At 68.5% G+C, this 22,709-nt stretch carries 24 protein-coding genes; 9 read left to right on the forward strand and 15 right to left on the reverse strand.

Annotated features, from left to right (window positions below; all coding sequences use genetic code 11):
- Window positions 1-95: 95 nt before the first annotated feature.
- The 4 genes from RQG82_RS04830 to RQG82_RS04845 form a co-directional block, all read right to left on the reverse strand.
- On the reverse strand, window positions 96-965 hold the full coding sequence (locus tag RQG82_RS04830; protein WP_311258001.1) for a dihydrodipicolinate synthase family protein: 870 nt from the start codon (window positions 963-965) through the stop codon (window positions 96-98).
- Window positions 962-2,617: a tripartite tricarboxylate transporter permease gene (locus tag RQG82_RS04835; RefSeq protein WP_311258002.1), complete on the reverse strand. Its 1,656-nt coding sequence runs from the start codon at window positions 2,615-2,617 to the stop codon at window positions 962-964. Before RQG82_RS04835 ends, RQG82_RS04830 begins: the two co-directional genes overlap by 4 nt.
- The gene (locus RQG82_RS04840; protein WP_311258003.1) at window positions 2,614-3,150 is read right to left on the reverse strand and encodes a tripartite tricarboxylate transporter TctB family protein; all 537 of its coding nucleotides are present in this window, start codon (window positions 3,148-3,150) and stop codon (window positions 2,614-2,616) included. The genes RQG82_RS04835 and RQG82_RS04840 overlap by 4 nt, the downstream gene beginning before the upstream one ends.
- Before the next feature lie 77 nt (window positions 3,151-3,227).
- On the reverse strand, window positions 3,228-4,196 hold the full coding sequence (locus tag RQG82_RS04845; RefSeq protein WP_311258004.1) for a tripartite tricarboxylate transporter substrate binding protein: 969 nt from the start codon (window positions 4,194-4,196) through the stop codon (window positions 3,228-3,230).
- A gap of 160 nt (window positions 4,197-4,356) precedes the next feature.
- Here RQG82_RS04845 and RQG82_RS04850 point away from each other — a divergent pair, with 160 nt between their 5' ends.
- From RQG82_RS04850 to RQG82_RS04865, 4 genes are read left to right on the forward strand one after another with little or no spacing between them, the layout of a single operon-like run.
- Window positions 4,357-5,517: a SpoIIE family protein phosphatase gene (locus RQG82_RS04850; RefSeq protein WP_311258005.1), complete on the forward strand. Its 1,161-nt coding sequence runs from the start codon at window positions 4,357-4,359 to the stop codon at window positions 5,515-5,517.
- A complete protein-coding gene (locus RQG82_RS04855; RefSeq protein ID WP_311258006.1) occupies window positions 5,514-7,475 on the forward strand; it encodes a glycosyltransferase family 2 protein in 1,962 nt (653 codons plus the stop codon). The genes RQG82_RS04850 and RQG82_RS04855 overlap by 4 nt, the downstream gene beginning before the upstream one ends.
- Window positions 7,459-7,791: an STAS domain-containing protein gene (locus RQG82_RS04860; protein ID WP_311258007.1), complete on the forward strand. Its 333-nt coding sequence runs from the start codon at window positions 7,459-7,461 to the stop codon at window positions 7,789-7,791. Before RQG82_RS04855 ends, RQG82_RS04860 begins: the two co-directional genes overlap by 17 nt.
- Window positions 7,781-8,215, forward strand: a complete 435-nt coding sequence (locus tag RQG82_RS04865; protein ID WP_311258008.1) for an ATP-binding protein — start codon at window positions 7,781-7,783, stop codon at window positions 8,213-8,215. The genes RQG82_RS04860 and RQG82_RS04865 overlap by 11 nt, the downstream gene beginning before the upstream one ends.
- A 21-nt stretch (window positions 8,216-8,236) precedes the next feature.
- Here RQG82_RS04865 and RQG82_RS04870 read toward each other — a convergent pair whose 3' ends face one another.
- The 3 genes from RQG82_RS04870 to RQG82_RS04880 form a co-directional block, all read right to left on the reverse strand.
- On the reverse strand, window positions 8,237-8,479 hold the full coding sequence (locus RQG82_RS04870; RefSeq protein WP_311258009.1) for a hypothetical protein: 243 nt from the start codon (window positions 8,477-8,479) through the stop codon (window positions 8,237-8,239).
- A gap of 25 nt (window positions 8,480-8,504) precedes the next feature.
- The gene (locus RQG82_RS04875) at window positions 8,505-9,170 is read right to left on the reverse strand and encodes a GntR family transcriptional regulator (protein WP_311258010.1); all 666 of its coding nucleotides are present in this window, start codon (window positions 9,168-9,170) and stop codon (window positions 8,505-8,507) included.
- A gap of 71 nt (window positions 9,171-9,241) precedes the next feature.
- Window positions 9,242-9,682 carry a DoxX family protein gene (locus RQG82_RS04880; protein ID WP_311258011.1) on the reverse strand — a complete coding sequence of 147 codons (441 nt, stop codon included), beginning with the start codon at window positions 9,680-9,682 and terminating at the stop codon, window positions 9,242-9,244.
- 206 nt (window positions 9,683-9,888) lie between these two features.
- Between RQG82_RS04880 and RQG82_RS04885 the strand changes: the two genes are divergently transcribed.
- Window positions 9,889-10,533 carry a Pr6Pr family membrane protein gene (locus RQG82_RS04885; protein ID WP_311258012.1) on the forward strand — a complete coding sequence of 215 codons (645 nt, stop codon included), beginning with the start codon at window positions 9,889-9,891 and terminating at the stop codon, window positions 10,531-10,533.
- Window positions 10,534-10,556: 23 nt separating this feature from the next.
- Here RQG82_RS04885 and RQG82_RS04890 read toward each other — a convergent pair whose 3' ends face one another.
- The 5 genes from RQG82_RS04890 to dnaK all read right to left on the reverse strand — a co-directional run bounded on the left by RQG82_RS04890 (window position 10,557) and on the right by dnaK (window position 16,014).
- Entirely contained in the window at window positions 10,557-11,969 is a 1,413-nt protein-coding gene (locus tag RQG82_RS04890; protein ID WP_311258013.1) for an FAD-dependent oxidoreductase, read from the reverse strand.
- A gap of 55 nt (window positions 11,970-12,024) precedes the next feature.
- Complete coding sequence (locus RQG82_RS04895) at window positions 12,025-12,456, reverse strand: heat shock protein transcriptional repressor HspR (protein WP_311258014.1); 432 nt, start codon at window positions 12,454-12,456, stop codon at window positions 12,025-12,027.
- Between the two features lie 63 nt (window positions 12,457-12,519).
- A complete protein-coding gene (locus RQG82_RS04900; protein WP_311258015.1) occupies window positions 12,520-13,509 on the reverse strand; it encodes a DnaJ C-terminal domain-containing protein in 990 nt (329 codons plus the stop codon).
- Between the two features lie 7 nt (window positions 13,510-13,516).
- Window positions 13,517-14,149, reverse strand: coding sequence for a nucleotide exchange factor GrpE (locus RQG82_RS04905; RefSeq protein ID WP_311258016.1), 633 nt, complete (start codon window positions 14,147-14,149; stop codon window positions 13,517-13,519).
- 2 nt (window positions 14,150-14,151) lie between these two features.
- Window positions 14,152-16,014: a molecular chaperone DnaK gene (dnaK, locus tag RQG82_RS04910; protein WP_311258017.1), complete on the reverse strand. Its 1,863-nt coding sequence runs from the start codon at window positions 16,012-16,014 to the stop codon at window positions 14,152-14,154.
- A gap of 171 nt (window positions 16,015-16,185) precedes the next feature.
- Between dnaK and RQG82_RS04915 the strand changes: the two genes are divergently transcribed.
- A complete protein-coding gene (locus RQG82_RS04915; protein WP_311258018.1) occupies window positions 16,186-17,145 on the forward strand; it encodes an NAD(P)/FAD-dependent oxidoreductase in 960 nt (319 codons plus the stop codon).
- Window positions 17,146-17,179: 34 nt separating this feature from the next.
- Window positions 17,180-17,854 (forward strand): hypothetical protein, encoded by a 675-nt coding sequence (locus tag RQG82_RS04920; RefSeq protein WP_311258019.1) that lies wholly within the window; start codon window positions 17,180-17,182, stop codon window positions 17,852-17,854.
- Window positions 17,855-17,896: 42 nt separating this feature from the next.
- Here RQG82_RS04920 and RQG82_RS04925 read toward each other — a convergent pair whose 3' ends face one another.
- Entirely contained in the window at window positions 17,897-18,358 is a 462-nt protein-coding gene (locus RQG82_RS04925) for a DUF3817 domain-containing protein (protein ID WP_311258020.1), read from the reverse strand.
- 70 nt (window positions 18,359-18,428) lie between these two features.
- Here RQG82_RS04925 and RQG82_RS04930 point away from each other — a divergent pair, with 70 nt between their 5' ends.
- Window positions 18,429-19,346, forward strand: coding sequence for an AraC family transcriptional regulator (locus RQG82_RS04930; protein ID WP_311258021.1), 918 nt, complete (start codon window positions 18,429-18,431; stop codon window positions 19,344-19,346).
- Between the two features lie 8 nt (window positions 19,347-19,354).
- Here the strand turns inward: RQG82_RS04930 and RQG82_RS04935 are convergent, their stop codons facing one another.
- Entirely contained in the window at window positions 19,355-20,560 is a 1,206-nt protein-coding gene (locus tag RQG82_RS04935; RefSeq protein ID WP_311258022.1) for an MFS transporter, read from the reverse strand.
- Window positions 20,561-20,838: 278 nt separating this feature from the next.
- Between RQG82_RS04935 and RQG82_RS04940 the strand changes: the two genes are divergently transcribed.
- Window positions 20,839-21,720, forward strand: a complete 882-nt coding sequence (locus RQG82_RS04940; protein WP_311258023.1) for an RIO1 family regulatory kinase/ATPase — start codon at window positions 20,839-20,841, stop codon at window positions 21,718-21,720.
- 36 nt (window positions 21,721-21,756) lie between these two features.
- Here the strand turns inward: RQG82_RS04940 and speB are convergent, their stop codons facing one another.
- A complete protein-coding gene (gene speB, locus RQG82_RS04945; protein WP_311258024.1) occupies window positions 21,757-22,707 on the reverse strand; it encodes an agmatinase in 951 nt (316 codons plus the stop codon).
- Window positions 22,708-22,709: the final 2 nt, after the last annotated feature.

Consider the following 22,709-nt stretch of genomic DNA (forward strand, 5'->3'; position numbering starts at 1 on the left):
CTCCATCCTGCCCCGATCGGCTATGAGAAGGGGCGACGTGGCCGAAGCCACGCCGCCCTTCTCTCCGCACTTTGACGGTCGCCCCTCCGAGGCGTCTAGCGGTGCGCCGCCACGACCCGGGCGACGGCCTCGCGCTCGGCATCAGTCGGCTCGGCGATGGCCATGCGGCAGTGCGTGTCGACGACGTCGAGCACGCGGTAGGCCTCTTTCATGCGCGCCATGTCTCCGCCGATCAGCGACACGACGTCGTCGACGGCGGCTTGCGCTGCGGCGATCGCGTCCGCGTCGCCCGAGCGCCCGGCATCCGCCAGCGCCCGGAACGGCTTGGGCGTGACCGACGAGACCCCCGAGACGACGCCCTGCGCGCCCGCCTGCACCGCGGCGATCAGGTCGCGGTCGGCCCCGGTGTAGAGGTCGAAGTCGGCGGGAACCGCTGCGCGGTAGGCGGCGATCTCGTCGAGGGACAGCTCACTGACCTTCGCACCGACGATGTTCGGCAGCGCGGCCAGTCGCGTCAGCAGCTCGACTGACACCGGATTGCCGCTGCGCGCCGGGTAGATGTAGACGTAGAGGCGACCGTCGCCGACCGCAGCCGACAGCGCTTCGAAGTACTCGAAGATCGACTGGTCGGTGGCCTTCAGGTAGTACGGGGTGAGGGCGGCGAACTCGGTCGCGCCGAGGCCCTTCGCGATCTCGACCAGCCGCAGCGCCTCGAACGTGCTGGGCTGGCCGACATGCACCACCACGCGCATCCGGTCTTTCAGCTCGGCCAGCGCCGCCTCGACGATCGAGGCGAACTCGGCGGCGTCGACCGCGGGGAACTCGCCCGTGGTTCCGAGGACGAAGGCCCCTTCGTTTCCTGATTCGGCGACGAACCGGAAGATCGCACGCGAACCCTCGAGATCGAGCGCGCCGTCGCTGTGGAAGGCGGTGGGCACGGCGGTGAGGATGTCGTAGCGGGTCACTTCTCGTTCTCCTTGGAGTTCTTGCGGGTCTTCCGCGTGCGCCGCGCAGGAGCGTCGACGTTGCGGACGGTCGACGTGAGCAGGTCGGGGTCTGCCGCGAGCTCGCCGTGCGCCTTCTCGATCTGCTCGCGGCTCTCGGCGGCGAGGATCGAATCCGAGAGCGAGGCGCGCTCGGCACGCGGGGTGCGGGCGGCGCGGATGGCCGGCATCACGATCGACAGCACGGCGAGCGCGAGCAGCACGATCGCGATCGGGCTCACCACCTCGAAGAACGGACGCGTCGGCAGGATCGCCAGGGTGCGAGCCAGATTCTCTTCGGCGAGAGGCCCGAGCAGCAGGCCGAGCACGATCGGGCCGGCGGGCACCTGCATCCGCTTGAGCAGCACTCCGATCACGCCGAAGACGAGCATGGTGACGACCGTCGAGAGGCTGTTCGAGGTCGCGTAGGTGCCGATGATGCAGAAGATCAGGATGCCGCTCCACAGGTACGGCTGCGGCACATCGAGCAGCTTCACCATGCCCTTCATGCGCACGAGGCTCAGCGCGAGTGACAGCAGCGTCGCGACGAGCATGATGCCGACGATCGAGACGACGAGGTCGGGTCGATTGGTGAACAGGGTGGGCCCCGGCGTGATGCCCCAGATGATCATCGAGCCGATCATCACGGCCATCACCGAGTCGCCGGGGATGCCGAGGGCCATCGTGGTGGTGAGCGAGCCGCCCAGCGTGGCGCTGGAGGCCGTGTCGGAGGCGGCGACGCCCTCGATCGAGCCCTTGCCGAACATCTCGGGATGCTTCGACGCCTTGCGGGCACGCTCCCATCCGATGAGTCCGGCGATGTCGCCACCGGCCGCCGGGATCAGGCCGACGCCGAGACCGACGGCTCCACCGACCGCGGTGGCGCGGCCGCTCTGCTTCAGCTCCGAGCGGTTCGGCCACCACCGGCCGAGGCTCGAGATGGGGCGCACGTTGCTCTTGCGGTACGTGAGCAGCTGGTCGAACAGCTCGGCGATGCCGAAGAGCCCGATGATCACCGCGATGAAGTTGACGCCTTCGACGAGTTCGAGCACGCCGAAGGTGAAGCGCTGGTCAGCCGTCGCCGCATACGTGCCGACGGTGCCGAGCATGAGCCCGAAGAGACCGGCGAGGATGCCCTTGAGCATCGACTTCGACGAGATGCCGATCATGATCGAGATGCCGAAGACGACCAGGGCGAACAGCTCGGGCGACTTGAAGTAGTCGCGGGCGAAGCTGGCGATCGGCACGGCGGCGACGGCGAAGAGCACGAGCGAGGCGAGGATGCCGATGGCCGACACGATCGCCGAGATCGTGAGGGCCAGACCCGCGCGACCCTGCTTCGCCATCGGATAGCCGTCGAGCGTCGTCGCGATCGAGGCGGGCGTGCCGGGGGTGTTGATGAGGATCGACGGCACCCGGTCGCCGAAGTTCGCGGCCACGTAGATGGTCAGCAGCACGGCGAGACCCTGGACGGGCTCGAGCGTGAGCGTGAATCCGGCGGCGAGCGCGACCGCCATGGTCGCGGTGATGCCGGGGAAGGCTCCGACCATGAAGCCGAGCAGGAGCCCGACGAGCATGTAGAGCAGGATCGAGATGTCGAGGAGCGAGTTCAGCCCCTCCATGAGCGCGTTCACAGGGGAATCCTCAGGAGCATGCCGAACACGACGTAGACGAACGCGGTGACGGAGGCGGAGTAGATGATCAGGCTCAGCCAGCGACGGTGGCCGTAGAGGAGCATGAGAGCGGCCATCAGCACGGCGGCGGCCACCGGGAAGACCTCGATGCGGTATCCGAACAGGATGACGGTGCCCAGCGACCACACCGCGATGAACGCTCCGGTGATCGCGAGGGTGGCGACGACCCTGACCATGCCGCCCGGCTGGATGCGGTCGAGATCCTCGCGCCCCGGCGCGGGGCGGGTGACTGCGAGTGCCAGGATCGCGAGTGAGATGACGACCGCGGTGACAGCGATGACCATGGGCCAGAAGCGTGCGTCGATCTGACCGGGCAGCGCCTCCCGCCGCAGCGGGATCTGCGTGGTCAGGAAGAGATAGCCGGCGCTGAAGGCGAGGGCGACGCCTCCGAAGATGATCTCGAGCGGTCGCGAGGGGGGTGCTCCCTGGTGAGCGTCCTGCTCGACCGTAGGGGTGGCATCGGCGTGGGACATGGTGATCCTTCCCTGATCTGACGTTCGGCGTCTGACTGCGGGGCCGGCTGTTCGGCCGACCCCGCAGTCCGGGCCGGTCAGCCCAGGAGGTCCTTGAACAGGTCGAACTGCTCGTCGACGAACGTCGTCCACTCGGCGGAGTCGCGGTAGACCACGAGGTTGCCGGCGTCCTTCTGGAACTGCTGGTAGGTGTCGGACTCGACGGCCTCCTTCACGGCTGCCTCGAGCTCGCTCTTCACGTCGTCGGGCAGGCCCTTCGGAGCGTAGATTCCGCCCCATCCGCCGAAGACCACGTCTTCACCGATCGCCTCGTCGGCCGTCGGCACGTCCTCCGCGTCGGGGTGACGCTCATCGTTCAGGACGGCGAGGATGCGCACGGCTTCGCCCTGCGCGAGAGCTTCGCCGAGGCCCGACACTGCAGCGACGGTCTCGCCGGAGGCAGCGGCCGCGACGGCCGTGGCGCCGCCGTCATAGGGCACCGGGGTGAAGGCGGCACCGGTCGCGTCACCGAGGCCGATCGTCGCGGCCTCCCAGATCGAGCCTGCTCCGGAGTTCGCGACGGTCACCGCGCCGGATTCCGCCTGGGCGACCAGGTCTTCCAGCGTCTCGATCCCGCTGTTGGCGCCGACGGTCACGACGCCGGGGGCGAGCATGATCTGACCCAGAAGGTCGAAGTCCTCTGGCAGCACGTTCGCGCTCTGCGTGGTGTTGAGCATCGCGATCTCGACCGGAGCGAAGCCGATGACGTAGCCGTCGGGGTCTTGCGCTCCGACGTACTCCATGGCGAGCGCACCTGCGGCACCAGGCATGTTCTCGGGGATGACGCTGACGCCGAGGATGCCCTCGAGCTCGGTCGCGAGGGCGCGAGACGACAGGTCGGATCCCCCACCGGGGTTGGCCTGGATGATCAGGCGGATGTCGTTCTCCGGAAAGGTCGACGTTGCTTCCTCCCCCTCTTCGACCTTGGTGCAGGCCGACAGGACGAGAGCGGTGGCGGCGACGGCCGCGAGAGCGGCGGCCGCCCGGGTGATGCGCTTGCGGGGCATCTTTGCTCCTCTACGTGGGTCGACCTTGTTGTCGACGCACTGACCGTATCAGTGTTGACTGTTAACAGTCAACACTCTCTCACACAGTCCCCCGCGCGGCTCGCTGTGCTCACCAGCCTCCAAGATGCCAGGATGAGAGCAGCTACGAGGGAGGCGGAGCATGTTCGACGAGCTCAGAAGACAGCAGGCGTTGGAAGAACTCGGGATCCTGGACACCCCACGGGATGAACGAGTCGATCGAGTGGCCCGACTGGCCCAGCAGATGTTCGGCGTGCCGATGGTGAGCGTCTCGCTCCTCGACGGCGATCGCCAGTGGCGCAAATCCGAGATCGGCCTCGGCGGTGACGAGGCACCCCGCCAGGATTCGTTCTGCGACTACACCGTCGGCCAGGACCGCACGGTCGTGATCGAGGATGCCAGCGCGACCGAGATCTTCGCCACGAACCCCTTCGTGGTCGGCGACCCGCATCTCCGGTTCTACGCCGGACACCCGCTCCATGCTCCCGGCGGAGAGCCGGTCGGCACCCTGTGCGTGCTCGACACCGAACCGCACTCGTTCTCGGAGGCGCAGCGCGGCCTGCTCCGCGACCTCGCCTTCTGGGTGCAGAGCGAACTCGCCTCCGACGCCGAGCTCGATCAGGCCACCCTGATCCAGAGCGCGCTGCGACCGCAGTCGACCCCCACGATCACCGGTTACACGATCGCGGGCGGCGGCGCCTCGCTCGGCCGCCTGGCAGGAGACTTCTACGACCTGCGAATGCATGACGGTGCCCTGCGCATCACCCTCGCCGACGCGATGGGCAAGGGCACGGGTCCTGCCATCGTCGCGGCCGGGGTGCGCGCATCGCTGCGCACGGCCCCCGACCGCACCATCGCCGAAGCGATCGCCGACGCCGACCGCCTTCTCGAGGAGGATCTCTCGGAGACGACGATGTTCGTCACGGCCGTCCACGCCGAGCTGCATCCCGAGACCGGTGACCTGGAGGTGATCGACGCCGGACACAGCCTGGCGTTCATCCTCCGCCGCGACGGCTCGTGGGAGCATCTCCGTTCGACCGGCCTTCCGCTCGGAATGGGGGCCGCACTGCCCGACCATGGTGCTCGGGAGTCGCGGCGCACTCGCCTCGAGCCCGGCGACGCGTTCGTCTGCTGCAGCGACGGACTGCTCGATGTGCTCGACGTCGATGACCCGTTCGCCCACGTCGCCAGGGTGCTCGACACACTCGGCCCGGAGGGAGCGATCGGCGAGGCGCTGCGCCTCATCTCCGACGACCGCGCGACCGACGACATCACCGTGGTCGTGGTGAGGCGCGACACATGACGGCTCGCTTCGCCGCCATCCGGGTGATCGCGGTTCTCTCCGTGCTGCTGGGAGTGAACTACGTCGCCTGGCGGTGGTTGGAATCTGTCAACTGGTCGGCATGGTGGATCGCCGTGCCCCTCGTGATCGCAGAGACCTACAGCCTGATCGACACCTTCCTCTTCTGCCTGACGATGTGGCGGGCCAAGGAGCGGCCGGCTCCCGTGTCGGCACCACAGGGCACCGTCGACGTGTTCATCACGACCTACGACGAGCCGATCGAGCTGGTGATGACGACGGCCCGCGCCGCCCGCGGGATCGCTTACCCGCACACCACCTGGATCCTCGACGACGGCGCCCGCCCCGAGCTCGAGCGGGCGGCTCGCGAGGCCGACATCGGCTACCTCACCCGCTCGGACGACTGGACGGGCAAGCCGCGCCATGCAAAGGCGGGCAACCTCAACAGCGCGCTGTTCGAGACCGACGGGGAGTTCCTCCTCATCCTCGACGCCGACCAGATCCCCGACCCGCTGATCCTGCACCGCACCCTGGGGTATTTCGCCGATGACCCCCAGGTGGCCGTGGTGCAGACGCCGCAGTGGTTCCACAATGTCGACGACGCCGACCCGCTCGGCAGTCAGGCACCGCTGTTCTACGGCCCGATCCAGCAGGGCAAGGACGGCTGGAACGCGGCGTTCTTCTGCGGATCCAACGCCGTGCTCCGGCGCGATGCCCTGATGCAACTGGGCATCATCGGCTACGTGCGCGAGGTGACCGACACCGCGGCCCGCGCGCTGCGCACCTCTGAAGCCCTCATCGAGAAGGAGATGCGCTCGGCATCCGACCCCGAGCTCCGTCGCGAGCTCTTCGCACTGCACGTGGCGATCGGCCGGAGCCGTCGCGATCTCGCAGGCGGCGCACCCGTCAGGGAGGTCGCGGATGCCGTGCTGGCCGCAGTGCACAACGCCTCGGTGATCCTCGTCGCCAAGGACCTCGCCGGGATCCGAGCCGATCTCGCCGAGCTCGGCTCGCTGCCGATCGCGCACGACGCCCAGCTCGATGCGATCGTCGTCGACGAGGCGGGTCTCATCGCACTCGCCGACTCCGATCTCTCGCCCATCACCGCCCTGGATGCCGTGAAGGCACTTCTCGACGCCCTCCGACTCGACCGGGGCGATGAGGCGCAGCCGATCCTCCCCCTCGCCACGATCTCGGTGACCGAAGACATGGCCACCGCCATGCAGCTGCACTCGCTCGGCTGGCGCAGCGTCTATCACCATGAAACCCTCGCGAAGGGGCTCGCCCCCGAGGATCTGCGCACGATGCTGACGCAACGACTGCGCTGGGCACAGGGCACCCTGCAGGTCATGCTGCGTGACAACCCGCTCGCCAAGCGCGGGCTGTCGATCGGCCAGCGACTGATGTACTTCGCCACGATGTGGAGTTACCTGTCGGGATTCGCCGCCATCGTCTACCTCACGGCGCCTGTGGTCTACCTCGTCTTCGGCGTGCTGCCGGTCACCGCCTGGTCGGTGGACTTCTTCGTGCGGTTCCTCCCCTACTTCCTCGTCAACCAGGTGCTGTTCCTCGTGGTCGCCAGAGGCCTGAAGACCTGGCGGGGGCAGCAGTATTCGCTCGCGCTGTTCCCGGTCTGGATCCGCGCCTGCTGGTCGGCGTTCGCCAACGTCGTGTTCCACCGCCCGCTCACGTTCGCCGTGACCCGCAAGGACGGCCGTGATCCGCGAGGGGTGCCCTGGCGCGAGATCTGGCCTCAGCTGACCGCGATGGTCGTGCTCAGCATCGCACTCATGATCGGTGTGGCCAGGGTCATCATGGGCACCGGCGACGGAACGGGCACCCTCGTCAACACGGTGTGGGTGCTGTACGACCTCATCGTGCTCAGCGTCATCATCCAAGCCGCCCGCTACCGCGGACCGGCCCGAACCCTCGAGGAGGAGAACCATGGATCTCAGAACTGACATCAGAGACGGCTTCGCCGTGATCGCCCTGTCCGGCCGCCTCACGGCAACGGGAGCACCGCTGCTCCGCAAGGCGGTGAACGACCTCGTGGCCGGTGGCGAATCCCGGATCGTCATCGACATGGCCGAACTGCAGTTCGTCGATTCGTCGGGGCTCGGCGCTCTCGTCGGCGGGCTGAAGAGCGCCAGAGTCGCGGGGGGCGATCTGCGAATCGCCACAGTGCCCGAGGCCGTGCGGACGGTGCTGCACCTGACGAACCTCGACCGCGTGCTCCTCGACCACCCCACGCCTGAGACGGCGTTCGATGGACGCTGACCAGCGCACCGCGCACGTCGCGGGCCTCGCCGGGCCCGCCTTCGTCGAGCACGTCCTCGATGCCCTCGACGCGCTGTGGGAGACCGCCCCGCATGTGGCACCCGAAGACCGAACGCTGTTCGCGCTGGCGGTCAGCGAGGTGTCGACGAACATCGCCGCACACGGTGAAGCGGAGGCCGAGCCGGATGCCGGCATCACCGTCGAGGTCGACATCGCGGTGAGCACGGATGAACTCGTCGCCACCTTCGTCGACACCGCCGATCCGGCCAGGATCGACTGGGATGCGGTGACGATGCCTGGCGTCGACAGCGAGAGCGGACGCGGTCTGGCCCTCACGACGGCTGTGCTCGACGATTTCGAACACAGCGGCGACGCGACCGGCAACACCTGGGTGCTGCGGCGCCGTCTCGCACCTCCCGCCTGAGCCCGGCGGGATCTGCGGCGATCACCGAGGTTCTCGGCGTACCAGCGCGGTGGAGACGAGGAAGAGAACAACGCCCACCACGACGGCGGCCATGGCGGTCATCATCACGGCTGCATCCTGCGGCAACATGGCGCAACCTGCCGAGGTGTCCTCGTAGTCGCAGGTGCGCCACGGCTGGAAGAAGTACACGGCCGAGACCACTGCGCCCGCGACGACCATCACGATGGCTGCGATCTTCAGCCCCAGTGCCGAACGATGTCCCATCGGCACAGAATACGGCAGCGGAGGGTCAGGCCGGCCGGTCGGCCAGTTCGCTGAGCATCCGATCGCGCGCGCCGTCGAGGTGCGCGGTGAGCACCGCGGCCGCCTCCTCGGGCGTGCCCGAGCGCATCACGTCCATGAGCTTCATGTGGTCGTCGGATGACTCGTGGAGGTCGTCGTCATGGTTGATGGTCACCTCGAGGAGTGACGCGAAGGTCGGCAGGTACTGACTCCACGCACCCTGCAGGCGCGGATGGTCGGCGAGCACGTAGATCTCCGAGTGGAACTCGAGGTCGGCGGCGACGAACGCCGCATGGTCGCCCGCGTCGGCGGCCCGACTCATGCGGTCGACGGCGGCCGCCATCGACGCCCACCGCGTGTCGTCGTCGACTCTCATGGCACGCGAGAGCGCGAGCTGCTCGAGAGCGCCGCGCAGACTGTAGAGCTGATCGACGTCGTCCTGAGAGAGCCCGGTGATGTAGACGCCGCGGGGGCGCTGCACCTCGACGAGCTTCTCGAAGCTGAGCTGGGTGAGTGCGTCGCGGATCGGGCCCCTGCTCACCGAGAACTCCTCGGCGAGCGCCTCTTCGGTGATGCGCGCCCCCGGCGAGAGCTCGCCTCGGACGATGCGCTGACGCAGGACCTGCGCCACCTGCGCGCCGAGGGACTCTCCGCGCTTGACGGTCTGTGTCACGGCGACCTCCTGTTAACTGTTGACAGGATACACACCGATGAGGGGGCGCCCCGCGGGACGCCCCCGTTACCTCAGCTGAGCCAGGCGGGAACCCGGCCGCGAAGCAAGGCGCCGTCGAGCGAGAAGCGCCCGGCGCCGGTGAGCGCGAGAGCCAGCGCGGCGGCACCGAGCACGGCGACGAACTCGTATCCGCCCTCACCGACCCAGAGCCCCGCGGCGAGGTGCACGAGGACCAGTGCCACGACCATGTCGATCGCGAGCAGGATTCCGGCCAGACGGGTGAAGAGACCGAGCACCAACAGGATGCCGCCGATCAGCTCGACGAAGGCGACGAAGGGCGCCGCGATCTCGGGCATGGGCACCCCCATGCCCGCGAAGCTGCCGATCGTGCCGGGGATCGTGTATTCGAAGATCTTCTGCGCTCCGTGAGCGGTGAAGACGGCGCCGACCACCACGCGCAGGACGAGGAGTCCCAGCGAGGCGGCGGCAGAGGGGGCGGTGGTGTTCGTCATGAGGAGGTGTTCCTTCGTGGCAGGACACCGCGCGCCAGGCGCGGAGCAGGGGCTATCCCTGCATCAACGCTATTCAGACGACTTTTCCGTCTCCTGTGCACAGGCCGTCGTCGCCACCCTCTCCGGCGCCTTCCGTAGACTCGCCGGATGGGAGATGCGCCGTCTGGACGACGATGCGCACAGCCGGGAAGGGGCACGAGGCGAGAGTGAGGGCACGATCGGCGTTCGGCGTGCTGCGCTTGGCCACGGCCGCAGTATGCACCGTCGCGCTCGTGCACCGGCTGTTCTGGGGCCTGAGCTCCCGATCGATCGCGGGCGAGAACTTCTTCGCGTATCTCACGGTCCAGTCCAACTGCGCGCTCGTGGTGGTGCTGCTGATCGGCGCGGTGCTCGCCTTCATCCGAGCGACGGATCCTCGCTGGTTCACGGTCGCGCTGGCGCTCGTGCTCACCTGGACCATCACGGCCGGACTCGCTTTCGCGCTGATCGTCTGGCAGGCGGGGCTCCGCGGCATCCGCGTCGACGTGCCATGGTCAGATCAGGTGCTGCACTTCTGGCTGCCGGCGTGCACCGCCCTCGCCTGGGTCCTCACACCGGGGCACCGCGGCGTGCCGTGGTGGGTGGTGCCCACGGCGCTGACCTTCCCGCTCGCGTGGGGCGGAGTCACGATGTGGCGCGGCCCGTCGGTGGGGTGGTATCCCTATTACTTCCTCGACCCCCGACAGGTGTCAGGGCCTCCCGAGTTCCTGCTCACCAGCGGGGTGGCGCTGGCGATCTTCGCGCTCGTCGCGACATTGATAGTGCTCGTCAGCCGGATGCGACGACGCGGCCAGGAGCGCCCGGAGATCTGAGCCCGGGTCAGGCCGGATGCAGGTCAGGCAGGCGCGGCGAGGAACGGCGCGAGCGAGGCGATCGCCGCCTCGAGCGCCTTCTGCTCATTCATCTCGGCGAACGTCTCGGCCGCTTCACCGCCGACGATGCCCACCACGACGTTCTCGCCGGTGGCCGGTGCGAGGTTGATCCAGGTGCGGATCAGCGCATCGCCGCCGACGACGTGCCAGAGCGTCGCCTCAGGCTCGGCGGCCGCGGCATCGTCTTCGGCCTCGTCTTCGGACTCTGGTGTCGCCACGATCAGGGGATCGTCGAAGCGCAGCCAGACGGTCTCGATGCGTCCCATCCCGAGCTCGGCGATGGCACCACGATGGCCGAAGGGCAGCGCCGGAGCGAACTCCAGGCTCTCGCCCTTCAGCACGCCGAGCGGCACCGTGATCAGCACGCGGTCGAACGACAGCGACTCGCCCGAGGCGATTCCCAGGCTGACGCCCGCCTCGTCGTAGGCCACGCGGCTGACGGGCGACGAAAGGCTCAGCTTCGCGCCCTCGAGAAGCTCGTCGATGGCCGGGGTCAGGTCGCCGAGAGGCGCGATCACCTCGTCGGCGGGAAGCCGCGGGGGGAACCATGTCGATTCGTCGGAGGCATCGGCCCCTGATGCGGCCGCGATCGAAGCGAGGAGCGCCGCGAGTCCCGGCTCTTCAGGATCAGCACCCGCCGCCGTCAGGGCATCTTCGAGAGACGAGTCGGTCGGCCCCTGCTGGGCGGTGGCGATGGCCGCCTGCACCGGTTCGATCGGCACCGGCTCGACGTCGCCTTCGGTCGATCGCCACAGCGAACCGGAGATCGTGGCCGTGCGGATGTCGAGTGTGTCGAGGGTGTCGAGCAGCACGTCGTCGGAGGAACCGAGCAGCCAGCCGCCCAGCTGCGCGGGGAAGGGCCAGGCCTTGTCGTCGACGACCGAGTGGATGCGTCCGCCGACCCGGTCGCGCGCCTCGAACACCGTGACCTGCAGACCCTCTGCGACGAGGCGCGCGGCGGCGGCGGCACCGGCGAGACCCGCGCCGACGATCGCCACGCGCTCACCGCTGTCGGCTGCTCGAAGAAGCTCGTCGGCGGCCCGTTCTCCGGATCGGAGCGCGGCGGCGATCGTGCCGGGCGCCTCGACGTCGGTCGCCTCGCCGGAGATGAAGAGGCGGTCGTCGATCGGTTCGGCCAGCGCCTCGCGGGCACTCGCCTGGGTGCCGACCGGTGTGAAGCTCACGGCGCCGAGCGCGAACGGGTCGGTCGTCCACGAGCTGCGGGCGAACGCGGCGGGGGTGATCGCACCGGCGGTCGGCTTCGGAGTGGGCGAGCGGTCGGGCGTGGGCGACGGCGCCGGCTCGGGCGTGCAGGAGGCCAGCAGGACTCCCAGGACACCGGCTCCGGCGCCCATCAGCAGTGTGCGACGCGTCATCCTCATCGTGTCGCAACGATACCGCGCGCGGATGGACGACGCGTGCGGGATGAGGTCAGCTGCGACCGCTACCCGGGTGCCAGAGCACGATTTCGGCCGAGCGGCGGATACGGCGGCCGCTCGGCACCGGGATGACGCCGGCGGATCCTGCGGCGAACACGCGCATGCCCGGACGATTGTCTCGCTCGGCGCGCAGTGCGGCGTCGAGCTCGGCGACGCGGTGGCGCAGCATCCGGTTCTCGTCTTCGAGGTCGAGCACGCGCGCGATCGCAGGAAGGCTGACGCCCTCGGACGACAGCTGGGCGACCTCGCGGAGCTGTTCGATGTTGCGGGTCGAGTAGCGACGAGAGCCGCCCGACGTGCGACCGGGCACCACGAGGCCGATCCGGTCGTACTGCCGCAGGGTCTGCGGGTGCAGACCCGACAGCTGGGCGGCGACGGCGATCGCGAACACCGGGGTGTCGGCATCCATGGGCTGGTCAGCCATGTTCCCTCACCTCTTCCTCGGTGTTCGCGTTCGTCATCGTCCTGTGTTGCGGAGTCGAGTCGTCTAGCGACGAGCCTTCGCCATGAGATCGGCTCGGGGGTTCTCTGCGGGTTCGAGCGACTGGAACTTCTCCAGCGCCTCACGAGCGGCCTCGTCGAGGTGCGACGGCACCGCGATCTGCAGCTCGGCGAGCAGGTCGCCCGTGCCCTTCGAGGTCGTCACGCCGCGACCCTTGACGCGCAGGACGCGTCCGGACGGCGTTCCCGGTGCGACACGGAGCTTGACCGTGTCGCCACTGAGCGTCGGGACCTCGATCGTCGCGCCGAGTGCCGCCTCGGTGAAGGTCACCGGCACGACCACGCGCAGGTTCAGCCCTTCGCGGGTGAACACCGGATGCGGTCGCACCGCGATCTGCACCACGACGTCGCCCTTCTCCCCGCCGTCGGGCGAGGGTCGGCCGCGTCCGCGGAGCCTGATCTTCTGCCCGTCGGCGACACCTGCCGGGATCTTGACCTTGAACGGCTTGCCGTCTTCACTCTGCAGGGTGATGGTCTCGCCCTGCACAGCCGTCACGAAGTCCAGCGTGGTGCGCGCCGTGACATCGGCGCCCTTCTGGGGGCCGCCGAAGCCGCGGTATCCGCCTGAGGTCTGCCCGAATCGACCGGAGCCGAACGTGCCTCCCTGACCCTGATTGAACATCGCGAAGATGTCCTCGAAGTCGGCGGACTGCTGCTGCCCGCGCCCCTGCTGCCCGAACCGGCTGAAGACGTCTTCGAAGCCGCCCGCGCTCGAGCCGCCCGCCGTGAAGCGTGCGCCCGAGCCCATGGCGCGGATCTCGTCGTACTCCTTGCGCTGTTCGGCATCCGAGAGCACCGAGTACGCCTCGCTGACCTCTTTGAACTTCGCCTCTGCCTTCTCATCACCCTGATTGGAGTCGGGGTGATACTTGCGAGCGAGCTTGCGGTACGTCTTCTTGAGATCGGCGTCGCTGACGTCCTTCGAGACCCCGAGGGTCTTGTAGAAGTCCTTGTCGAACCAGTCCTGGCTAGCCATCGATCACCTACTCCGCAGGTACGGCGACGACGACCTTCGCGGGGCGCAGCTCGATATCACCGAGGCGGTAACCCACCTCGACGACCTCGAGCACCGTGGTCTTGTCGACGCCCGGGGTGGGCTGCTGGAAGATCGCCTCGTGGCGCTGCGGGTCGAATTCCTCGCCCTTCTCGCCGTACGAGACGACACCGAGACGCTCGACGATCACGCGCACCTTGCCGGCGATCACGGCGAAGGGCGTGCCCTCGACCAGATCGCCGTGCTGAGCTGCACGGTCGAGATCGTCGAGCACGGGGATGAGGCCCTTGGCGGCCTCGCCCTTCGCGCGCTCGATCTCGACCTGACGCTGCTCTTCAGTGCGTCGGCGGTAGTTGGCGTATTCGGCCTGGAGCCGCTTGAGATCGTTCAGCAGCGTGTTCTCGGCGTCGGCGATCGCGGCATCCCCCGCAGCGGCCTCAGCCGTCTGGTCGGCATTCAGGATGTCGTCGATCGTGAAGTCCGCGTCAGAGCCCTCCGCAGCCCGGGCCTCGTCAGAGTCCGGGTTGTGCGGCGCGGGGCCGGATGCCTGAGCATCCGACCCCTCGCTGTGACCTTCGGCGGGCTCAGGAACCTGATTGTCGTCGAAGTTCTTGTCCGTCATGATTACTTCTTCTCGTCCTCGTCGTCGACGACCTCTGCATCGATGACGTCCTCTTCGGAGGAGGAGTCATCAGCAGGGGCCTCTCCCGCAGCGTCGGCGCTCGGGGCGCCTTCGGTCTGGGACTGCGCGTAGATCGCTTCGCCGATCTTGCCCTGCGACTGGTTCAGCTTGTCGAACGCGGTCTTCACGGCCTCGTCGTCTTCGCCGGCCAGCGCCGTCTTGAGCGCGTCGACGTCGGCCTTGACCTCGGTCTTCACGTCTTCGGGCAGCTTGTCGTCGTTCTCGGTGATCAGCTTCTCGATCGAGTATGCGAGCGTCTCGGCCTGGTTGCGGACCTCGGCGGCCTCACGGCGTGCCTTGTCTTCGGCCGCGTGCTCCTCGGCCTCGCGCACCATGCGCTCGATGTCTTCCTTCGACAGCGAAGAGCCGCCGGAGATGACGATCGACTTCTCGGTGCCCGTGCCCTTGTCCTTGGCGGACACGTGCACGATGCCGTTGGCGTCGATGTCGAAGGTGACCTCGATCTGCGGGATGCCACGGGGAGCCGGGGCGATTCCGGTGAGCTCGAACGTTCCCAGCGGCTTGTTGTCGCGGGTGAAGTCGCGCTCGCCCTGGAAGACCTGGATCGCGACGGACGGCTGGTTGTCGTCTGCCGTGGTGAAGGTCTCGCTGCGCTTGGTCGGGATGGCCGTGTTGCGCTCGATGAGCTTGGTCATCATGCCGCCCTTGGTCTCGATACCGAGGCTGAGGGGGGTGACGTCGATGAGCAGAACGTCCTTGCGCTCGCCCTTGAGGACACCGGCCTGAAGGGCGGCGCCCACGGCGACGACCTCATCGGGGTTGACGCCCTTGTTCGCTTCCTTGCCGGTCTCGCGCTTGACGAGCTCGGCGACGGCGGGCATGCGGGTCGATCCACCCACGAGCACGATGTGGTCGATGTCGGCGACCTTGATGCCGGCTTCGCGGATGACATCCTCGAACGGCTTCTTGGTGCGGTCGAGCAGGTCCTTCGTCAGGTCCTCGAACTTCGCGCGGGTGATGGTCTCGCTCAGCGACACCGGGCCCGACTCGGTCAGCGACAGGTACGGGAGGTTGATGCTGGTGCTGGTCGAGGAGGAGAGCTCCTTCTTGGCCTGCTCCGCTGCCTCCTTGAGACGCTGCAGGGCGATCTTGTCACCCGAGACGTCGACGCCGGTGGTCTCCTTGAACTGCTTGATCAGGTGGTCGACGAGGCGCTGGTCCCAGTCGTCACCGCCGAGGCGGTTGTCACCCGCGGTGGAGCGCACCTGGATGGTCGAGAAGTCGTCGTCCTTGCCCACCTCGAGCAGCGAGACGTCGAACGTTCCGCCACCGAGGTCGAAGACCAGGATGAGCTCATCTTCCTTGCCCTTGTCGAGTCCGTATGCCAGAGCTGCGGCGGTGGGTTCGTTGATGATGCGCAGGACGTTGAGTCCCGCGATCTCGCCGGCCTCCTTGGTGGCCTGACGCTCGGCGTCGTTGAAGTACGCGGGGACCGTGATGACGGCGTCCGTCACCGTGTCGCCCAGGTAGGACTCGGCGTCGCGCTTCAGCTTCTGGAGGATGCGCGCCGAGATCTCCTGCGGCGTCCACTTCTTGCCGTCGACGTCGAACGTCCAGTCGGTGCCCATGTGGCGCTTGACGGATGCGATGGTGCGGTCGACGTTCGTGACGGCCTGGCGCTTCGCGGTCTCGCCGACGAGCACCTCGCCGTCCTTCGTGAACGCGACGACCGAGGGGGTGGTGCGGAAGCCCTCGGCATTGGCGATGACCTTCGGCTCGCCACCCTCGAGGACGCTGACGACGGAGTTCGTCGTACCGAGGTCGATTCCAACAGCACGTGCCATGTGATTCTCCTTTGTTGCTGAGGTTGATGTGGGTCTGGAAATCCGGGGCGATCAGGCAAACCTGAGTCGCGATGACTCAACTGTACTCCGGCCTCCGGATGCTGTCAAATGAAGTTGATACGAGACGACTCAACTTTAGTCTTCGACCCACAGAGATGGCAGACTGGAGCCGTGCGAACAGCTGACACGGACACCTACGACGTGCTCGTGATCGGCGGTGGTCCTGCCGGGCTGTCCGCCGCGCTGAACCTGGGCCGTTCGCTCATGCGCGTGCTGGTGGTCGATGCCGACCGTCCGCGCAACGCCGCCACGCTGAACTCGCACGGGTTCCTCACCCGAGACGGTGTGGCTCCGCACGAACTGCGCCGCATGGCCCGCGACGAGCTCACCGCCTACCCGAACATCGAGGTGCGCACGCGCATCAGGGTGCTCGAACTGCGCAGGTCGGCTTCCGCGGCGGATGGGGAAACGGATGCCGGGTTCACGGCATCCGTCGGCCGCAAGGATCCGACCGACGTGGTGACTGCCCGCAGCGTGCTGCTCGCGACGGGTCTGCACGAGACACTTCCCGACGTCCCGAACCTGCGCGGCTTCTACGGCATCAGCCTCTTCAGTTGCGCGGCCTGCGACGCATGGGAACTGCGGAGTCGACGACTCGCCCTCATCGGAGAGACGCCCGACCTCGCCGACCGCGCCCGGCTCATCTCGCGCTGGACCGAGAGCCTCACCGTCTTCACCCTCGGAGCAGACACGGTCACGGCAGCAGAAGAGGCCGAGCTCGCCGCGTCGGGGGTCGCCGTGCTGCGGCATCCGATCGCCGAACTCGTCGGAGACCGCGGGCGCATCGAGGCGATCAGGCTGACCGACGGCACCGTCGTCGCGGTCGAGGGCGGATTCGTGCGGCCCGAGTGGCAGACCGATCTGTCGTTCCTGCACGGCTTCGCACCCGCGATCGACCGCGACGGGCACCTCGTGACCGATCGGTCGGGGCGCACCGACATCCCGGGACTCTATGCCGCCGGCGATGCGGCGATCCCCGGCCCCCAGCAGCTGATCGTCGCAGCCGGCGCAGGCGCGAGGGTCGCATCGGTCATGGTGCACGATGCGGTCGGCATCGCCACGGCGCACTGAATCAGCCGTCATGTCGGCGACTAGGCTGACCGGCATGACGCGCATCTCGCAGGCCCCGCAGCTCGTCCGCCTCGCCGCCCTCTCTGTGGTCGCGCTGGCTGCGCTGTCGCTCAGCGGCTGCCTGTATGCGCAGATCCCCGTGAACGTGCCGAACGGCGACGGGCCGGAGCCCTCCCCGACAGCGATCCCGTCTGAGGAGCCCTCCGGCGACCTGCCCTCGACCATGACCTTCGCAGACGGCGCCGACATCTCCCCTGACGCGTACATCCAGTGGGGCGACGGGTTCATCGTCGACGACGGCTGGAAGATCGTCAAGCCCGATGACGGCAACGGAGGCTGGACGTACGGCACGATCGACGACACCTGCACGGCCCAGTTCTGGCAGGGCCTGATTCCCGATGTGCCGACTGTGGCCGGTGACGACAGCGTCAGCTCGGATGCCATGCTCGCCGTCATCCTCGGCGAAGCCGACGCCGCCACGATCACCCCGCTCTCGACGACGGGTTCTTTCAGCTATCAGGTCGGCGGCAACGCCGACGTCGAGAACCGACAGGTCGTCGGTGAAGAGGCCGATCGTCAGTGGGCGATGGCCGCACGGGCCTTCACCGCGACGGGGGTCGGGCTCTACGTGATCGTCGACTGCACCGGCGGCGACATGCAGGCGACGATGGCCGAGGTCATCGACAAGAACGCTGTCGTCATCCAGTGACGCCGGCCGCCCGGCATCCGCTCTGCTGAGCGCGGGAGAAGGTCACTTGCCGCCCGGCGGGCCCACCAGCAGCAGGATCACGTACAGCGCGACGATGCCGACGGCCAGCAGGATCGCCAGCACCCACGGGCGGCGCAGGAACCAGCGCATGAGCCGGTCGTACCAGCGCGCATCGCGCGGGTCCTGCGTCTGCTCGAGTCGCCACTCGCCCGCCAGGCGGCCGGTGCGGTGCAGCCAGATCTCCATCGGGATCGTCGCGTAGGGGACGACGGCGCTCGCCACGGCCAGGATCGCGACGCCGAGGTGCCAGCGCTGGTTGAGCGCGACGAGCACTGCGGTCGCCGCGTATGCGAGGAACACGAATCCGTGGATGCCACCGCCGATCGTGACGACGATTCCCGGCGCACCTGCGGCACGGGCGATGATCGCCGAGATCAGGACGGTCCACGTGATCGCCTCCGCGATCGCGAGAACACGGAACAGGCGGTCGGGTGTGCGGAACACGGGACTCCTCGGGTGGGGGTCCGTCCAGCGTATCCGGAATAGCTATGCATCCCCGGGCGTTGCCGAAGGCATGGTGACAGTCGACTCCGCAGCCCTCGGGCACGTGCTCGACTCGGTCGACCTCCGCGTCGGCATCGCTCGACGCGTCGCACTCGCGACCGGCGGGCTCCTGCCGATCCCCTCGGGCTCGGCGACCCTCGTCTACATCGCCTCGGGCTCGGTGCACGGGCATCCGCCGCTGACCACCGGATGCCGCCTCGACGTCGACCGCGCAGCGCAGATCGTCGCGGTGGACGATCGCCCGCTGCGCGCGAATCTGGTCGCGGGAGACGCGTTCCTGACGCTCGGCCGCGCGGCAATCGCCCTCGAAGCCGATGGGGTGACCGACCTCGTCGTCGTCGACCTCGAGTTCTCCGACAGTGCTGCCATGATCGCCGCGCTTCTTCCCGATCCGATCACCGTCATGTCGTTCGCCGCGTTGGAACCCGCTGCAGCCGCACTCGCCGGAAGCATGGGGCCCACCGATCCCTCGACGTGCCCGTCACGCCAGGGCGACCCGGTGATCTGCCGGATGATGGCGCAGACCGTGCTGCTCTCGGTGATCCGTGCGTGGGCCGCGAACGGCTGCGCGCCGGCCGGCTGGCCCTCCGTGTCGAACGATCCGTTCCTCGACCGGGTGGTCGAGGCGATCCATGAGCAGCCAGGACGCGACTGGACGGTCGAGCGCCTCGCGGGTGTCGGTGCGATGTCACGGTCGGTGTTCGCCGAGCGATTCCGCAGCGCGATCGGCCGCTCGCCCGCCGACTACGTCACCGAGGTGCGCGTCGACGCGGCGAAGCGGATGCTGAGCGCAGGCCGCTCGGTCAGCGAGACGTCGCGCGAGCTGGGCTACGCCTCCGACGAGGGCTTCAGCCGCGCGTTCCGCCGCCGCACCGGGATGACTCCGTCAGCATGGCGGGTGTCCGAGTCGACCGCCGTCCCCGCCTAGAACCCCAGTCAGGCCCGCTTCGCCGCCGCGACGCTCATTCGGTTCGACGCCCCGAACAGCACCGCGCCCACCAGCAGCGCGATCGCCCCGAGCACGTAGACGAACTCGACGTCGAGGGTGTCGACGAGCAGTCCGCCGACCCCGGCGGCGATCGTGATCGCTCCCTGGAACCCCACGACCACGAGGCTTCCGCCCGCCTCGAGCCGGTCGGGCGTGCGGTGCCCCACCCAGGTGTTGATCACGAGCAGCCACGACGAGAAGAAGAAGCCCCATACGAGCACGACGATCCCGATGCCGAGAACCGAGCCCGAAAGGAAGATCATCGACAGCACCGACACGGCGATCACCAGCGGGGCGAACACCGCGAAGAAGCCGAAGGTGCGGTCGATGACGAACCCGAGCCCGAGGTTGCCCGCGAGGCCACCGAGTCCGAAGAGGGCGAGAAGCAGGATGATCGTCGACGGCTCGATCTCGGGGATGCGCTCGAGCGCGAGTCGCACGTACGTGTAGGCGAGGAAGTGACCGAGCACGACGAGCACGTGCCCGCCCATGCCCAACCCGATGCCCGGACGACGCAGCGTGTCGACGAGGAGCCGGATGCTGGCGCCCTGCTCGGCCGGCACCGACGGGAGCATGAACCGCAGCGCCACGGCCAGCAGCACCATGAGCACACCCGCGATCGCGAACACCGTCTGCCAGTCGACGATCTCGCTGAGCATCACACCGAGCGGCACACCGGCGACCGTCGCGAGCGAGACGCCGGCGGAGGTGAACATGACGCCGCGCCCGAGGTGCTCCGGGCCCGCCAGGCGCACGGCGACCGTGATCGACATCGCCCAGAAGGCGCTGATCGCCGCACCCAGCAGGAACCGCGCGAGCAGCACGATGATCAGGTTGGGCGCGATCGCGACGATGAGGTTCGACGCAGCTGCGGCGAGCGCCATCCAGACGAGCAGCGACCGGCGGTCGAGACGGGGGAAGATCAGCCCGACGGTCGGCGCGACGATCAGGCCGACGAGCGCGGTGACCGTGACGGTCTGCCCCGCCTGGCCGGGGGTCACTCCGAGCGCGTCGGCCATCTCGGTGAGCACGCCGTTCGGCAGGAACTCGGCCGTGACGAGCAGGAAGCCCATCAGCATCAGCACGATGAGCCCGCCGTAGCGGATGCGCTCGGTGCGGGCGGTCGTCACGGGTACGGGCGCGGTCGTCGTCATGGTTCAACACTCTCAGCCGCGGGGTTCCGTCGCCCGACGCGGCGTCCACGGCATCCGACCATTCGTCCGGACTGCGCGGTGAGACGGGGCACCCGGGTCTGGACAGCATCCGCCCTCGCCCCCTAGGCTCGACGACGCACCGGGGTTCTCCCGGAAGGCAAGAGCGAGAGGAGTGGATGACATGAACACCGTCTCTGTCGTGCCCCTCGCCGACATCCTTCCTCTCGAGGCCTCTCGCTCCTGATCCGCGCGTGGCCTCCCTCTCTCGGAGCCACATCGTGTCTGATCTCTTCGCTTCTTCCGAAGCATCCCCCTCTTCTTCCTCCTTCTTCGACGCATCCCCTTTCGAATCCGTCCCCACCTTCGCCGACGTCGAACCGGGCGAGCGCCAGCGCTGGTCGACGTGGCCGACGATCACCCCGTCGGAACGAGGGCCGCTCCCGTGGCCCGAGTGGGTCGTGACGAGCGCCGGCGCACTCGACACCGAGCTCGGCATCCTGAAGACCGGCAAGGAGGCCGACGTGTTCCTGCTCGAACGCGCCGTGCCCGATGACTCGACCCAGCGCACCCTGCTCGCGGCCAAGCGCTACCGCGACTCCGACCACAGCAGCTTCCACCGCTCGGGCGTCTACACCGAGGGCCGGAGCACGAGGAACACCCGCGACACCCGAGCCCTCGCGAAGAAGTCAGAGCACGGCCGGGCTGTCGCCGCCGCGCAGTGGTCGTTCGCCGAGTTCGACGCACTGTGCCGCATGTGGGAGCTCGGGGCACCCGTGCCCTACCCCGTGCAGGTCAACGGCACCGAGCTGCTGATGGAGTTCATCGGCGACGAGTCGGGGGTCGCGGCGCCCCGACTCGCGGCCGTGCGCAGCGATCGGGCCGAGCTCGCCGGGCTCTACGACCAGATCGTCGACATCATGCGGATCTTCGCCGCGGCAGGCTTCGCGCACGGCGACCTCTCGGCATACAACCTGCTGGTGCACGACGGGCGGGTGCGCGTGATCGACCTGCCGCAGATCGTCGACATCATCGCGAACCCGCAGGGCCTCGACCTGCTGCACCGCGACTGCGTCAACATCTGCGACTGGTTCACCCGCCGCCGCGTCGAACGCGACGCCGAGGAGCTCTTCGCAGAGCTGCTCGCGGCATCGTATGCGTGAGGGCTGCTCGCCGTCACCGCATCAGGCGCTGCCGAGTCAGTCGCGACCGATGCGGGCGGCGAGCAGCGACACGAGTTCGTACACGACGTGACTCGCCGCGATGCCGGTGATCTGCGCATGGTCATAGGCGGGCGACACCTCGACGACGTCGGCCCCGACGATGTCCTGATCGCCCAGGGCGCGCAGGATCCGCAGCAGCTCGCGGCTCGTGAGCCCACCCGCCTCGGGGGTTCCGGTGCCCGGGGCGTGCGCGGGGTCGAGCACGTCGATGTCGATCGACACGTACAGCGGCCGGTCGCCGATGCGCTGCAGGATGCGCTGGATGCCGGCCTCGACGCCGTGCTCCTCGATGTACTCGCTCGACACGATCGAGAAGCCGAGACGCTCGTCGTCTTCGAGGTCCTGCTTCGAATAGAGCGGCCCGCGCGTGCCGACGTGGCAGCTCGCGGTGAGGTCGATCAGCCCCTCCTCGCTCGCACGGCGGAACGGCGTGCCGTGGGTGATCGGTGCTCCGAAGTAGGTGTCCCAGGTGTCGAGATGGGCGTCGAAGTGCAGCACGGCGACCGGGCCGTGCTTCGCCGCCACCGCCCGCAGCAGCGGCAGCGCGACGGTGTGGTCGCCGCCGATCGTGACGATGCGCTGCACCTGCTCGCCGAGCGCGAGTGCGGCGCGTTCGACCTCGGCCACCGCCTCGGTGAGGTCGAACGGATTGACCGGGATGTCGCCCGCATCCACGACCTGCGCGACGGCGAACGGCGCGACGTCCTGCGCGGGGTTGTACGGACGCAGCAGCCGTGAGGACTCGCGCACGTGCGACGGGCCGAAGCGGGTGCCCGGGCGGTAGCTCACGCCCGAGTCGAAGGGGATGCCGACGACGGCGATGTCGGCGCGAGGCACGTCCTCGATCCGCGGCAGGCGGGCGAAGGTCGCGATCCCGGAGTACCGGGGGTTCACGGAGGCGTCGATGGGGCCCACATTCTCGGTCATGA

This window comes from Microbacterium sp. WCS2018Hpa-9 (assembly GCF_031843745.1).
Lineage (GTDB): Bacteria > Actinomycetota > Actinomycetes > Actinomycetales > Microbacteriaceae > Microbacterium.

What these genes read in the sequence shown, in the direction of transcription:
- RQG82_RS04840 (WP_311258003.1), bottom strand. Translation starts at nt 3,150, where the DNA reads ATGTCCCACGCCGATGCCACCCCTACGGTCGAGCAGGACGCTCACCAG.
- RQG82_RS04845 (WP_311258004.1), bottom strand. Translation starts at nt 4,196, where the DNA reads ATGCCCCGCAAGCGCATCACCCGGGCGGCCGCCGCTCTCGCGGCCGTC.
- RQG82_RS04850 (WP_311258005.1), top strand. Translation starts at nt 4,357, where the DNA reads ATGTTCGACGAGCTCAGAAGACAGCAGGCGTTGGAAGAACTCGGGATC.
- RQG82_RS04855 (WP_311258006.1), top strand. Translation starts at nt 5,514, where the DNA reads ATGACGGCTCGCTTCGCCGCCATCCGGGTGATCGCGGTTCTCTCCGTG.
- RQG82_RS04860 (WP_311258007.1), top strand. Translation starts at nt 7,459, where the DNA reads ATGGATCTCAGAACTGACATCAGAGACGGCTTCGCCGTGATCGCCCTG.
- RQG82_RS04865 (WP_311258008.1), top strand. Translation starts at nt 7,781, where the DNA reads ATGGACGCTGACCAGCGCACCGCGCACGTCGCGGGCCTCGCCGGGCCC.
- RQG82_RS04870 (WP_311258009.1), bottom strand. Translation starts at nt 8,479, where the DNA reads ATGGGACATCGTTCGGCACTGGGGCTGAAGATCGCAGCCATCGTGATG.
- RQG82_RS04880 (WP_311258011.1), bottom strand. Translation starts at nt 9,682, where the DNA reads ATGACGAACACCACCGCCCCCTCTGCCGCCGCCTCGCTGGGACTCCTC.
- RQG82_RS04890 (WP_311258013.1), bottom strand. Translation starts at nt 11,969, where the DNA reads ATGACGCGTCGCACACTGCTGATGGGCGCCGGAGCCGGTGTCCTGGGA.
- RQG82_RS04895 (WP_311258014.1), bottom strand. Translation starts at nt 12,456, where the DNA reads ATGGCTGACCAGCCCATGGATGCCGACACCCCGGTGTTCGCGATCGCC.
- RQG82_RS04900 (WP_311258015.1), bottom strand. Translation starts at nt 13,509, where the DNA reads ATGGCTAGCCAGGACTGGTTCGACAAGGACTTCTACAAGACCCTCGGG.
- RQG82_RS04905 (WP_311258016.1), bottom strand. Translation starts at nt 14,149, where the DNA reads ATGACGGACAAGAACTTCGACGACAATCAGGTTCCTGAGCCCGCCGAA.
- dnaK (WP_311258017.1), bottom strand. Translation starts at nt 16,014, where the DNA reads ATGGCACGTGCTGTTGGAATCGACCTCGGTACGACGAACTCCGTCGTC.
- RQG82_RS04920 (WP_311258019.1), top strand. Translation starts at nt 17,180, where the DNA reads ATGACGCGCATCTCGCAGGCCCCGCAGCTCGTCCGCCTCGCCGCCCTC.
- RQG82_RS04930 (WP_311258021.1), top strand. Translation starts at nt 18,429, where the DNA reads ATGGTGACAGTCGACTCCGCAGCCCTCGGGCACGTGCTCGACTCGGTC.
- RQG82_RS04935 (WP_311258022.1), bottom strand. Translation starts at nt 20,560, where the DNA reads ATGACGACGACCGCGCCCGTACCCGTGACGACCGCCCGCACCGAGCGC.
- speB (WP_311258024.1), bottom strand. Translation starts at nt 22,707, where the DNA reads ATGACCGAGAATGTGGGCCCCATCGACGCCTCCGTGAACCCCCGGTAC.